Annotated in this window: 8 protein-coding genes; 1 reads left to right on the forward strand and 7 read right to left on the reverse strand. The window is 40.5% G+C overall.

The annotated features are described in order from the left end of the window. Positions 1 to 18: 18 nt before the first annotated feature. From O3670_RS10220 to O3670_RS10250, 7 genes are all read right to left on the reverse strand, one after another. Positions 19 to 777: a CPBP family intramembrane glutamic endopeptidase gene (locus O3670_RS10220; protein ID WP_371596101.1), complete on the reverse strand. Its 759-nt coding sequence runs from the start codon at positions 775 to 777 to the stop codon at positions 19 to 21. A 166-nt stretch (positions 778 to 943) separates the two neighbouring features. Then, positions 944 to 2,329, reverse strand: a complete 1,386-nt coding sequence (locus tag O3670_RS10225) for an MFS transporter (RefSeq protein WP_371596102.1) — start codon at positions 2,327 to 2,329, stop codon at positions 944 to 946. A gap of 25 nt (positions 2,330 to 2,354) precedes the next feature. Next, on the reverse strand, positions 2,355 to 2,765 hold the full coding sequence (locus tag O3670_RS10230; protein WP_037602327.1) for a MarR family winged helix-turn-helix transcriptional regulator: 411 nt from the start codon (positions 2,763 to 2,765) through the stop codon (positions 2,355 to 2,357). A gap of 122 nt (positions 2,766 to 2,887) precedes the next feature. Continuing rightward, entirely contained in the window at positions 2,888 to 3,451 is a 564-nt protein-coding gene (locus tag O3670_RS10235) for a sugar O-acetyltransferase (RefSeq protein WP_371596103.1), read from the reverse strand. A 104-nt stretch (positions 3,452 to 3,555) separates the two neighbouring features. Then, on the reverse strand, positions 3,556 to 4,305 hold the full coding sequence (locus O3670_RS10240) for an MBL fold metallo-hydrolase (protein ID WP_038676432.1): 750 nt from the start codon (positions 4,303 to 4,305) through the stop codon (positions 3,556 to 3,558). A gap of 263 nt (positions 4,306 to 4,568) precedes the next feature. Then, complete coding sequence (locus tag O3670_RS10245) at positions 4,569 to 8,552, reverse strand: mucin-binding protein (RefSeq protein ID WP_371596104.1); 3,984 nt, start codon at positions 8,550 to 8,552, stop codon at positions 4,569 to 4,571. Positions 8,553 to 9,330: 778 nt separating this feature from the next. Next, positions 9,331 to 13,683 (reverse strand): glycoside hydrolase family 70 protein, encoded by a 4,353-nt coding sequence (locus O3670_RS10250; RefSeq protein WP_371596105.1) that lies wholly within the window; start codon positions 13,681 to 13,683, stop codon positions 9,331 to 9,333. 596 nt (positions 13,684 to 14,279) lie between these two features. Here O3670_RS10250 and O3670_RS10255 point away from each other — a divergent pair. Then, a complete protein-coding gene (locus O3670_RS10255) occupies positions 14,280 to 14,723 on the forward strand; it encodes a hypothetical protein (protein ID WP_037602335.1) in 444 nt (147 codons plus the stop codon). Positions 14,724 to 14,846 lie beyond the last annotated feature (123 nt).

The following is a 14,846-nucleotide window of genomic DNA, read 5'->3' on the forward strand; positions in this document are numbered from 1 at the left end:
ACGAAGGGAGTTGTTTGACTAATAATTCCAGTTTACCAAGAGATAAATTAAGCTCGAGCCAAACATATCTGCTAAGGCATGAACGAGGAAGAATGGAAGCAAGTTTTTAACCTTGTATTTATAAAGGAAATAATATAGGAGACCAAAGACCACACCGATAACCAGAGCCCATAGCATGCCCTGATAGGTATGGAAGGACACACGGACAATGGTTGAAAAGAGCAAGACCAACCACTTATACTTGTCCTTAACCGAGGTCAAGAGTCCTAGGAAGAAAAATTCCTCGTAGAAACCGTTGAGCAAGCCATAAGCAATCGCCATAGGTGACAAAGCCATAAACTTATCAATCACAGCCATAGGGCTAATAAAGGCTAGAACCTGAGGACTAAAATAATTATATTGTCCTGACAAAGTACTTACCATATCAGCAAATAAGCCCATGATAGCGAAAATAAAGGGTACCCAAAAGAGAACAGACCACTTTAGACGTATAGGTAATTGTTTAAAGTCAAAATGGCGTATCCAGAGATAAATAATCACTAAGGCTAGGAGAATAATCTGCAAGGTAAAATTGCTTGAGTAAGCTGCTCCTTCACTGGCTGTATTCGTTGCTGTCTCACTGACTGCCGTGGAAAGGTTTGGAGACAAACTCGCCAAATACATTTGTGTCGAACGGACAATAAACTGACCAAACATAATTAGCGTAACAATAGCGATATCAAACCATCTCAGTTCCTTGAGTGGCTGCTCAGGATGAATTCTCTTAAGTAAAGACATGGTCCTTCCCTTCTTTCTAGTATCTTCATCGAAGACTGGTTAATTCTTTAAGGTTATTATAAGTCATAAACCTTAAAGTAACACTAAAATTTGCAGTAAGATTAGTATTTCATTTAAGGAAAGAAAAAGCAAGGGAAAGCATGTTTCCTTTGCTTCAAACACCTTATTAATCGTTCTTTTTGACAACGCTAACTAAGACAAGGAGTTGGAAAATGGCTAGAGCAAATAAGACCATAAAGCCATTTCGACTACCTTGAGCCGTTGCTTGCGCAAAGTCAATCTTGTGATTAGCTTGACTCATGGCAACAATTAGAGATGCTAGGGTTGTTCCCACTGCTCCTGCAAATTGTTGAAGCGTGTTAAAGATGGCATTGGCATCAGCGCGTTGATCTAGCGACAGTTGTTTCTGTCCATTGGTCATGACATTACCAAAGGAAACGCCAATCCCCGTCATGAAAATCATATAAAAGACGAGGATTAAAGTATTTGAAAGAGAGAGACCAAACAAGCTAAATAACAACTGAGCGAGTACGATCAGGATCGCTCCAATCAGAATCGGTTTACGAGCCCCCATCTTATCTAAAATGATACCCGAGAACGGAGCGAATCCTGCACCGATAATAGCACCTGGAAGCAACATTAAGGCTGCAGAAGTTGTATTCGAGTGGTTAACCAATTGCACATAGTTTGGCAAGAGAAAACTCATCGCAAGGGACCCCAATTGGAAAGAGAAGAAAGCGATGATATGACCTGTCAGTTTACGATTTTTCAAAATGGAGAGGTTGATAATAGGGTTGTCCAATGTTGTTGAACGCCAAATCAAAAGGACAAGACCTAAGATACCAATCAAAAGCCATCCAAGAACTGAGAAACTAACGAAAGCATGGTCAGCAACCCCATGAAGGCCTAAAATCAAGCCCAAGAAAAGAAAGATAGTAGCTAGTAGACTGAGGATATCTAAAGATTCACGTTGCACATCACTCTTTTGCTCAATTGAACGTAGCCCTGCAATCAGTGAAGCCAAGAGGATAGGAAACTGGACGAGGAAGATAGAACGCCAACCAAAGTGCGCTGTCAAGAGACCACCAACAGTTGGTCCAATCGCTGGTGCAACGGCTGTAATCAGTGTCCCAACTCCCATCATCAGACCAATCTTACGACTTGGTACCTGCTCCAAAATAATGTTAAACATGAGAGGTAGGGCAAAACCAACACCCATCCCTTGAACCAATCGTCCCAAAACAACAAAGCCGAAACTAGGCGCTATAAAGTCGATGAGGACACCTAAAATAGACAAGAGGTTTGCGACCAGAAAGATGGTTTTCATCTTAAACGAGCGCTTGAGATAGGCAGATAAGGGAACCACACAAGCGACCACTAGGAGGTAGATAGTTGTAACCCACTGTACGGTTGACGTATTGACTGAAAATGCCTTCATCAATACGGGAAAGGTGATGTTCATAGCTGTTTCACCAGCTACTCCACAAAATGAAAGGATTCCTGTCGCAAAGATGGCACACAGGACCTTGGTGGAGATTTTTTCGTCTGACATAAGTATTTGTTCCTCCTAAATAAACTTAAATATTACGGTAGTGTTGTAAGATTTTGAGAAAGACTTCTCTCTCTTTAGCTGAAAATTGCTGGGCAAACTCTTCTTCCTCTTTTCGAAGATAAGATTGACAGGCAGAAGCGATACTGAGAGCTTTATCCGTGAGAACAACCGCCTTTTGCCTAGCATCTTTTGAAGATGTGTGGCGTTCGATCAGGCCTTTCTTCTCCATTCGCTGTAAGAGCACTGTCGTTGTCGAACGCTGAATTTCAAATTCGTGCTCAATGTCACGTTGAAAGACTTCTTGATCCGCATAATTGGTTATAAAATCAATGACAGCCATCTGATTTCCAGTCAAGTCATACTGCCTAGCAAACTGGTCAAAATGACGCATCATATTATTATTGGCTTGTTTTAACAAGCGTCCAAAATGGTCCAAAAAAATGACTCCTTAACTATATTGTTAGCTAACTAGCAGTATAGAAGAATTATTAGCTCAAGTCAATAGATTCTTTCAAAAAATAGAAAACTCAAGGACCTAGAATCCTTGAGTTGCTATATTTAGTCTTTCTTTACAGGAATTTCCTTAATTACACGCGCCGGATTCCCACCTAGAACCACGTTGTCTCCAAAGGACTTAGTCACAACAGCGCCTGCCCCAACCACTACATTATCCCCTAAGGTCACTCCTGGGAGGATAGTCACGCCTCCACCGGCCCAGAAATTATCACCGATCGTAATTGGAGCACCATATTCAATGCCTGAATTACGCTCGGTTGGATCAAGCGGATGCAAGGGCGTCAAAAACTGACAATTAGGGCCAATCATGGCATTGTCACCAATCGTGATAGGACAGATATCCAGCATAGTCAAATTCCAGTTGGAATAGAAATTTTCACCAATATGGATATTAACACCGTAATCCGTAACGAACTGAGGATTCATGGCAACATTTTCACCAGTCGAACCAAACCAAGATTTGACAATCTCTGCCCTCTTGAGGCGGTCATGTTCAGCATTGAAGGCCCATTGTTTTTCTCTTGAGCTGGCCGCTAGAGCACGTAACTCAGGATCGCTTGGTTTATAAAAGTCACCCGCTATCATCTTTTCATATTCAGTTGGCATGGCATACTCCTTTTATGATTGTTTTCCTATATTGTAGTATAGAAGTGATGTTACCACAAGTGAGACTCCCATACAAAAGTATGTAAAGTCTTTATTCTACTTAATTATATATCGATGGTCTCACCTACAGCTAAAACCTTATAGCCTGCTGCTTCAACTTCTTTTTTAGTTGTCTTGTAATGACTATAATCATCTATATGAATGGGATAAATCCTTTTAGGTTGAAGGAGATCTTTCATTCGATTTAACATCTTCAAGTCCATGGTAAATGGTCCACCAAATGAACCTGATTTTACAGCGCCTAAATTAGCAAATATAGCATCTATATTTTGAGGAACATTTTTTGTTAAACCTGGGTACAAAACAGTATCACCGGTAAAATAAATGACTTTAGTTTCTGACGAACTTGTAATTGATATTTGATAACCATTCACTTTACCAACAATCTTTCGTATGATGTAGTTGCTGGCATGATAAGCCGGTAGTGCTTTAATGGTGATACAATAGTCAGCGACTTGAAATGATTGTTCTTCTCCCCATTTTAAAACAAAGTTATTTAAGCCAGATAACCCATTTAAGATTTTCTTATTAGGAGAAATGACTGTTTTACCCTTCAAATAATCTTTCCCTACATCATCCAAATGATCTTGATGCCCATGAGTAATTAGCCATACATCAACTTTACTAAGAAGAGACTTATCCTTATGAACATCAGTTTGTTTCTCGGAGACAAATCCTTTAAAAGGGACCAAAGTTCCCTTAGGTGATAAGTCAGGATCAATTCCGATATGAAATTGATTATCAATGGAGATGACGCCACATGCAACGCCACAATAAGTAAACGAAATAGACATAATACCTCTTTTTTAAAACAAGCTGTAAGTTGAATTTAACAGTATTTGAATGAACATTTAAGTACATAACACTTGTAACTAGATTATAGTTTTTATCATCAATTTAATCAATGTCAGTAAATGTTTCGATACCTTCTTTTACGTTTATAATGCATAGTTTCCACAGACCTCAGTTAGTTAATCCACAAAAAAATCCCAAGTGCTCTATGCAACTTGAGATTTTCTTTCTGTCTGGGCATGCCTGAGTCATTCAGGTCTTTTGATTATTTTTCTTTTTGATCTTTGTGATCTTTTTTATTTTTCTTCTTACGTCCGTTGCGACCAAGTCCTAGACCTGTTACCGATACGGTGAAGCCTGCGATATTGATGGTTTCTTCAATCTTACCTTTGCTTACTTCTTCCTCATTTGAGAGATTTATTGGCATCTTGTGTTTAGAGCCTTTACCCTCAGCTTGACCAGAAACAGGTGCTTCAAAGTCGTCGCCTGGTCCATAAGTTACTGGTCCCTCATGAGCTTCCACTTGTTCTTCGACTTGGTCGAGAACTTCTAGGTCTTGAACCTCTTCAACAACGATATCGTCTGCCTTGTTTTCTTTAGGTTTACCATTGATATCACCTGTAAGCGGGATATAAACAACGGTTTCTTCAAGGTTACGTTGACCTACTGTCTTACCTTCAACCTTGTCCTTATCAGCGCTGTAGCCTTCTACTTCTGGTGTGATGACTGTTTCAAACTGACCTTTATTTGAAGTCCAGTAGCTTGAACCAAGCTCTTCACCTGTAACCTTATCAATAGTCAAGCTACGTGTCCATTGAGCAGTTTGGATGTTATTAGCAGGAAGTTCTGCTTGTCCATCGCTAGATGTGTAGAGAACTGTGAAGGTTACATCTTTGATATAGCTTTCACGTTCTGGCCATTTAGCACCATCAGGATTTGCTGGGTTGATTGGTGTACCAGCTTCTTGGATGTTATCTGGACCTACTTGAACAGTACCATGACGAAGGGTAACCATGAAGTTTTGGTCAACATGTGAATCGCCATCAAAGATAACACCGTTTGTGAAACCATCTGCAAGGAGGGTATAACCACGGTCACTATAGTACTTGATACGTTCAATTGTTGAGTATTCAATCACTTCGCCTGATTTACCAAGCAAGTCAACCACTTCAAGTTTCTTACGAGTTGTGCCATCAACATAAGTAACTGTAGCTTTCTGAGCATCCTTAAGGTAAGTTACTACTTCCATGATTTCAGGTGTTTCTACAGAAACATCTGTCATTTCAGCTACTTCCATACGGTCTGGTGTAAATCCAACAACCTCTGGAGAAGGAACAGCTGAGAAGCCAGCTTGAGTACTTGACCATGCTTCATAATTGATAGCGCCTGTAACAAGGTTAACGTTAGTCAAACGTTTGAAATCAAGAACTTCAACGTAGTCGTCGCTAGCCAATCCGCCTTCTTCGAAGACATACTGGATTGTACGTGTCACATCGGCACGGTTTTCAAGCATCTCTACGCTATTTGGCCAAACTGGACTATTAACATCGTTTGGATCTACGACTTCACCTGCAACTGGTGCTGGCATATCTGGGTCAATAAGAACCAAACGTTCACGAAGAACCACTTCGAAGACTTGATCAAAGTCTGAGTCACCATTGTAAGTGTGGTCAAAGGCTGCCGCATAACCATCGTTGACGAGCTCGTAACCTTGTTTAAGCAAGTTTGCGATTTGTTCATCAGTAGAGTAGTCAATCTTTTCACCTGAGCTTCCGACGACGACATCACGAGTCAATTCGGACTTATCAAGTTCATTCATGTAAAGGATAATAGCTTTTTGCTCATCCTTAGTATAAACCACGTTGGTATCTTGACCTGGGTGTTCTGGAGTAATAAAGGCCTTTTCAGAAAGGTAACCAAGAACATCTGGAACGACTGTTTCCATAGCCATGGTTGGATCTTCAGGATCGTTGTTGTAGCTTGGAGTAGGTGCATTTTCGATTGGTGTACCATACTCATCTACTGGAATAATCTTACCAAGCTCTGTGTAAGTTACTGTATCTTCCACTTCTGGAAGGTCTGGGCGAACTTCAAGACCACCAGCTTGAGCTTTATCTGCAAAGAATCCTTCAACAACTGGAACTTCTACGACATCATAAGTGAAGCTGTCTTGATCCCAAGTACTTGTTTGTTCCACTTGGTTAAATTTACCGTGGAAGCTGAAGCTATCTTGAATGTTGATAACTGGATCTTTGTAGCCTGCACCTTGGAAGGTAACCGTTTGTTTCGTATCTTGCGTGATATCATCCAAGATTGGCTCGTAAACCAAGGTTTGGTCCATGCTGAGGTCAATTGGCAATACCAATTCACTTTCAGCTTGGTAGCCAGCAACTTGTGGTGCTGGTGTCTTAATAACTTGCGTAGCATCTTGAGGATCATTAGCATAATGAACTGGCTCTGCATTCGCGATAGGATTACCAAAGCTATCAACAGGGATAATCTTACCGAGTTCTTTATAGACAACACTGTCTGTAGCTTCTGGTTTATCAGGTGTAACAACCTGCATACCAGCCACTGCCTTGTCCGCATAGTAACCTTCGATAACTGGGACATTAACCTTAGCAAAGGTATAGCTGTCTTGATCCCAAGTGTAAGTGTCTTCTGCTTGATTGTACTTACCAGTGAAAGTAAAGTCAGACTGGATATTAACAGACGGTGTTGCTTCGCCAGCTCCTTTGAAGAAGACCGTTTGCAAGGTTGGTTGCGTTACATCTTCAAGGATTGGAGCGTACTCAACAAGAATATCGTCTGTCAAGCTCTCAGGCATGACACTTTGTTGCATTGGACGATAACCCGGAATGTGAGGAACAAGTGTCTCACTAACCTTAGTTGGGTTATTGGCATCGTTGTTGAAGGTTGGCGTTGGAACGTTTGGAATCAAGCGTCCATTCGCATCAATAGGAATAATCTTACCAAGTGGAACGTAGGTAATGGTTTCTTCGATGTTATCTTCAGTAACCTCTCTACCTTTTACTTCTACTCTATCAGCAAAATAGCCTAAAACAACTGGTGCATAGATGTCATAATACTTGGTCTTGTTTGGTGACCATTCTGTCTCATCAACAAGCTCACCTGTGACCTTGTCAAAGGTAAGGGTACGGACCCAATAAGCCTTTTGCACATCGGCATCCGGTAAATCCGCATTGCCGTCTGTACTCTTGTAAAAGACTGTGAAGCTTACTTCTTTCTCGTAAGCATACTTAGATGGCCACTTAGGTCCATCTGGATTATTAGGATTGATTGGAGTATCTGGGACTTGTTCATGGTCAGGCCCTACCTTGGCAACATCGTGTTGCAAGAGGACAAACCACTCTTGATCATCAATATCCTTGTCATCAAAAATGGCATCTTTAGGGAATTCGTCCTGAATCAAGTCATATCCCATGTCCTTGAAAGTCTTGATACGTGTTGCTGTTCCGTATTCAATCGCTTCACCCAATTCACCGGTCAACTGGTCACTAACCAAGTAAGCACCGGTAGTTTCATCAATATAAGTGATGCTGGCTTTCTTGAAAATTTTACGATACACAACCGGAGTATCCCCTCCTGGTTTGTTCGGTACTACACTTTTAATATCTGTCATATAATCTTGAACAGCTGGTGTTGCTGTCTCACCCGCCTTTCGTGGATCTTTTTTGTTATTGTTATATTGCTTAGTCAAAGCACCTGGAATATATTCCCCATCTTCTGTCACAGGGATAATGCGTCCCAATTTCCTATAGGTCACATGTTCCGTTACCGTTGGCACATAGGGTGTGACAACGTTAAAACCCGCTTCTTTTTGGTCAGCGAAATAGCCCTGGACAACTGGTACCGATATCTTAGGATAGGTATAACTGTCCTTGTCCCATTCGATTAAGCCAGTCTTCCTATCTCTAGTCCCCGTAAAAACATGATTTTCCATGACTTCAGGGTCTGGAGTTTTAGAATCCGCTCCTTGAAAAATAATCTCTTGCTTTGATGGAATCCTCACGGTTTCCGATTGGGCATGATTATCAAAGAGGGCTTCGTCAGCTCTAGCAAAATCTAATGGAGAGGGGGCACTGTGGTCAGAGCGACTTTTTGGGTTAGTCAATAATTTAGAAAGATCTATAGTATCAACCAAATCAGAGTCCGCTGATTTATGTGCAATATGCTCTTCAGCAGTTCTTGCTGCTGCTTCAGTCGCATCTTCCCTATAGGCTCTCAAAAATACTCCCCCTTTCTTCTTTTTATGAGAAATAAAATCCTATACTTGCTAAGTTCTCATGGAAATCTTTTCTATTAAGATTTCATTTTCCCTCGGAGAAGCTAACAAGTCCTTATCAAAGATTAAAATTTTTGATATCTCTTATATATACTATAATACGAGAATCGAATTTTTACAAGTAAGGTGTAAGAACTTTAATCATTTTAACCCCTAAGTGAAAAAATAGTGCTTTAATGTGCAATATCTATCAAGTAGTTTACGAAAGTGACATCAAAATGAGATTACCCCGATAACTTAAATGATGAGTCTTTAATGGAGTTTTCTCTCCCTAAAGACACTCTCATAAGAAATAGACTATAAACTATCACAACTACTTCTCATCTTTGAAAGACTAGAACCTTACCTCAGTTGTAAGGGAACAACCTAAGAGAATGGCACAGAGAAGGTCTGTGCCTAGTCCTCGACTATGGAATGCCAATGAATAACTAGCATTACTTTTAGTATAGATTGACTTTTACGCTTCGTCAATAGATTGGAACCATTTAATGAAATTCCCCAGTTTCTCAAGTTTCTCGTATTAAGTTATAAATAACTAATAGCTTTTTTAGCATGATTACTTTTTCATGGAACTACAGATGTAATGATTACTATCAGACTATCATGACTAACTCAAGATGGTTTTAAAATCACTTGTTCAGCCATCATTAAATCCTTAACGAAATCCGAACATGCCATAAAAACCGAGACTACTGTCTCGGTTCATACAGTTTGGAAACGATTAGATTTGTCCTCGGCCTTGAGCGTCAAAGTAAACCCACCATCCTGGACTCACTTCAACCCAACGGTTAACAGCCATCTCACCTGAATTTGGATCATAGTAACGAACAACGCCGTTCACACGAACCAAATGACCTTTGATTTGCTTACCATTGTTATCAAAGAGGAGGTTTTGACCATTGATAGTAACCATGCCTTTGACAGCATTACCATTACCATCGAAGTAATACCAGCTACCATCGATTTCATGGAATTGATTACGGTAAAGCTCACCTGAATTTACATCATAGTAACGAAGGTTGCCATCAACATTAGCCAAAGCACCTTTCACTTGACGACCATTTTGATCAAAGTAGAGGTTTTGACCATTGATATTTTGTGAACCTTTTACGGCTGCTCCATCATTATTGAAGTAAGCCCAAACACCTGGTTCAATTTCAACAAAACGGTTGCGAGCCATTTCACCTGAGTTTGCATCATAGTAACGGATTGTTCCATTCTCGTTAACAGTACGCCCTTTAACTTGGACACCATTGTTATCGAAGAAGAGTTCTTGACCATTGATGTTTTGGTGACCTGTCACACGTTTACCATTACCATCGTAGTATGCCCAAACGTTATTACCAATTTGTACGAATTGGTTGCGGCCTGATGTATTGTTATTGTTGTTATCTGGTTTTGGATCTTGTTTACCGTTTGCATTCAAGACACCGTTTTGGTCGTAGTAGAATACTTGACCTCTACGGTTTTGACGGTAACCATCACGCAATTGCACCCCATTAGCGAGGAAGAAGTATTGTTTACCATCGATAGTCTTTTCACCGATTGCCATACGGCCTGTATTATCAAAGTAGTAGACATTTCCGTCGTTATCTTTGATGAAGGCATTCTTAGCATATTGACCATTGTTATAACGGTATCTTACAGAGAAGAGACGTTTTTCAAACTTACCACTACCATCACCGTTTTGGTTATCACCATTAGTTGATTGGTTGCTTCCGACAACTTTTGGAAGGCTAACCTTACCACCATTTGTACCGTAGTAACCGTTGAGACCATTCTTAAGCACGTACTCTGAACCACGGTCAAGAATATTAGTACCATTCATGTACTTCGCAGACCACTGTGTAATCTTCTCGTCAGTAGTCATACGTTTACCAGTAGAGATTTGAACACGGTCAAAGATTTGTGGGTAAAGACGTTTCAATTCATCAAGGAAGGCACCACCATATTTACCTTGGTAGTCGTTACCAAAAGTACGTGTCTTAGCAGCATAGAGGCTATGATTGATGATTGCACCGTCTTTAGTTTCACCATAGTTATTAACACGAGTTGCAGTGACCACTTCATCACCCGGAAGGTTGTAGATTTGGTCTGGAACCCAGTCAGCAATCGCTGAGATACCTACAGCGTGGAGCGATTTAAGAGCTGCTTTCAAGTCAGCCAATGAACCGTACTTGTTGTCCTTACTCATACCAATGTCATAACGGTCTGTAAAGGCATAACCATTTTGGATGACTGAGTCAAGGAAGCTACCGTCATCACTTGAAACGTATTGTGGGGCAAATTCGAATGATGTGATACCCCATGATTTGAAGAGGTTTGCATTTTCAGCAATCTTCTTATTAGTGTATTGTGATGAATCTTGGACGAAGTCTTGGAAGTTAGAGAAACCTTCGTAGATAACTTGTGAATCAAGGGCAGCATTTGATTCGTAAACCAAACCACTGCTGTTCTTTTCTTTACTTGGTGCCACACGCACGTCTTGAGTTTCAGAAGCACCTACTGGTACCCAAACCGCAAGGTAACCATCAACTTGAGGGTTACGAATACCACGGATTTCGCTTGCATTAAATGTCAAATTACCGTTACCATCAGTGTATTTGACAATACCGTTAGCATCGCTGTCATTCAAGTAAGTAGCCACACCATCCTTTGTTGTCAAAAGCAATGGGCGATAAGCTTGGTTACGGTGAGCCGCACCCATGTTAATAGTCAAGTTACTTGTCAAACGAAGGGCAGGTTGGTTTGAAACGATAACTGCCATACCTTGGTTACGTGTTTCTGCTGTACCAGCATCAGAAGCACTGTTAGCCCCTGTACCATAACGTACAGAAGTCAAGACACCTGCAGCATCCCAACCATTAGTATTACCATAACCGATGTAGTTAACCTTCATATCTTGACCACCAGCTGCATAGCGGATACGGCCTTTCAAGAGGGTTTCAATAGCATCGTAATATGGTGATTTTTGAGCCATATATTGACCATCATCTGTGTACATGTCTCCATAGTAAACACGTGGCACAGTGTCCTTATGCGTAAGCATCAAGGCATATGCTGATGGGATATTATATTGTGTGTACTGCTTGTTAGCGCTACGCATGTCTCTGTTGTAGATTTCAAAGGCTTTCTTCATTTCATCAAGAGTGAAGGTATTCCCTGTTGATTGAGGGTTGATTTCATTTTTGATGATTTGACCAATGATTGATTGTACCTCAGAGTCGTGAGCACGCACAAAGGCGTAGTTAGCCATACGTTTAGAGTTTTTACCACTTTCAGAACGGTCATTCATACTATTTGAAATGAGTGGTTCAACTCCTGAACGGTTACCGATTGGACGCAAGAGTGAATATACCAATGCCAAGTGCATAGGGTCATCCATTGGCAATTGAGCACCTTTAGTGTCTTCATTGTAGTATGGGTCATTGTGAGACCATGCTTCCAAGATAGACATGTGTTTAATGGCTTGATCTTGACTTTGATCAGCACCATATTTAGCTTTGAAGTAATCTGAAGCAATTTGGAGAAGGTCGGCATTGACATTATCCACGGCATCGACACGAACACCATCGAAGTTTTCATCTTCAGAACCACCAGTGATAGTACCGATGTTCATGATGTAGTGGAGCCAGTTCAACTGCTCAGCTTGAACCGCAGGGTTTGAGTTATCGATATCATTAGCCAACAAGAACTCGAAACCACCGTTGCTTGTATCCTTAGTATACTTAGGATTGCGTTTACCTGTTTGGCTAGTCGGTGTGCGGTTCAGGAGACGGTAGTCTGAGTTAGCCTGGCTTGTACGACTGTCGTTGTTATAAAGAAGGGCACCACCTTGCAAGTGGTCACTGTTATCAAGGTTTTCAGAAGTTGAATTCCAACCAGGTTGAGTCTTCACGAAATTTTTGATAGTTGTACGCAACCAGTTAGTGTTGCCTTCACGCGCAATACGTTCCTCAATACGCTTTTGAACTTCAAGCGCTGCTTGGTCCATTTGAGTTTGTGAACTGTATGATGTGTAGGTTTGATTCGTACCAAGACCTTGCTCCTTCATGTAGTTAAGGTAGCTCGCTTGGATAGCCTTACTTGGCCACCAAACCGTAAGCAATGGACGTTTGTCATTTTCACTTGAGGCAGTCCACTCTTTACCGTCTTTCAAGATTTCTTTTGGACGGTACCATGTGTTGGCAGTGAAGTAACCGTCAACAAGTTCGATATCTTTATCAGTTGTACCATAAAAGGCATTCTTATCGCCATTTACAGTAACGTTTGTGTTTGTGCTATCAGCTGATGAACCTGTTCCACCGTTCTTGTCGAAACGGTATTCTTTTTGATTAGACAATTCACCAGTTTCAGCGTTGAAGTATTGGCTTCCGCCGTTACGTTCAAGGACATAGTTCTTACGAATAGTGCCGTCATCTTCAACGTAGTATTGTTTTCCATCAATTGTTTTGATGTGACTTGGACCATCAGTTACGACATTGTTAGTTGCTGGAAGGTCGTTGTTTACTACTGTGACAGTATTGTTGGCATTATTTGTATTGCCGTTAACTGGGGTAGCACGACGGCCTCCTGTAGGACCACGTCGAGCACCAGTCGCACGACGTTCACGTGTCGCTGCGCGATCAGTAACTGTTGTTGTGTCAGTTGTAGTATTGTTATTTGTTGTATCAACAGCTGTATCATTGGTTGCTGTTGTATCTGTTGTAGTTGCCGCACGATCAGTACCGACTGGCGCTGCCGTATCAACAGCATTCGCTACAACTGTATTTGTTGTATCAGTTGTCAAATCGAAAGTTGCTGTTGGAGCTGCTTGGTCAGTTGTGACATCGTTTGTCGCTGCAACTGCTGTAGTTGGATCCTGAGCAGCCGTTGTATCGTTAGATACAGTACCCGTATCAACAGTAATATCGGGGATAGCTACAGTAGCATCCGTGTGTTCGTCGGCCTGAACGACACCGTCGTTAGTCCCTAAAGAAACCGCTGAGACTGCACCGAGCGACATCCCTGTAACTGCGATGGTTACCCATTGTTTCTTAACTTTGTGCATTTTATAATGTACTTTTTTGTCCATAATAAAAAGACTCCTTTTTCCCATTTATAGCTTCATTCTAAATCATTGAAAGCTTTTTTTCAATAAGATTCGATAAATTTTCATAATTTTTAGAAAAGTCCTTTTGTTGTTTTAATGACATTAGCTTTAAATGAGTATTTAGAAATATAAAAATGGTCATTTTAGTTCATTGAGAAACAGAAAACTGACACTCTATGGCTATTTAGAATGATTATTGATAAGGTACTTCTTTTAATGGGATTACAAGGAAATCTAATGAAAATTCACAAAATCCTTAAGGCACTTCTCTCAAAGCGACAAAAAATACCATCCTTACCAAACCATTAGGTCTGTTAAGATGGTGTCTTTTTTAGTCTAGCTTCTCATATAAAAACTAAATTCTAACTATCTAAGCGACTCATTACTTACCGAGGTGTAAGGGCTTTAAATTGGGGCACTATAGTGCCAGTAAGAAAGCAGAACATCGAGCAATAATTCATCTTATAAAAATGGCTCAAAAGCCTATCGATCTTGCTGAAACTAAGGTAAAAAAGAAGTATAATAAAGGTGAAAAGAGTTAACCTATTTAGATACAAATAGAGGGGTAGGTGAGAAAGATGTCAGTACAACATACAAACTTCAACACAAGCCAAGATAAGGGTAAGACTGGTCAAGAGTTCAATAATCAAGAGCTCATTAAGAAGAATGCTCCAGACAACAGGGCTGCTTCTATTTTCCTTGCAGTCGCTTTTTATTTAGCTATCGTTTATCTTGCCTTATTTTTGCTCTTAGGACTGTCAAATCCTTGGGGAATGATTGTAATCCTTTTTCTACGTTATAGCTTGATTAGTTTTATCATTGCAACCATCTTAATAGGAAAAGGCCTTAAAAAAGAAAATATAGTTTTGTTATACTCAAGCAATGTTTTTTATCTTGCTTCAACCCTTTTGGCTTATGACCCTGCCTGGAGACCTTATCGAGTCACACCATTTCTCATAACCCTTCTTGTAACAGTGGGAACAGTCATGTATAAACAAGATAATGAGCAAGACAACAAATAAGAGACCATGTTCAAGTGGTCTCTTATTTTTATGTAGTCATTAGTATTTCAAAAAGTCAGTACCATTTTGAACCTTTCACAACATCTCTAAATCAAAAAAACACCTCCTAGCTAGAATGGTTAT

It is taken from the genome of Streptococcus sp. 27098_8_74, assembly GCF_041431705.1.
GTDB classification, from domain to species: domain Bacteria; phylum Bacillota; class Bacilli; order Lactobacillales; family Streptococcaceae; genus Streptococcus; species Streptococcus salivarius_E.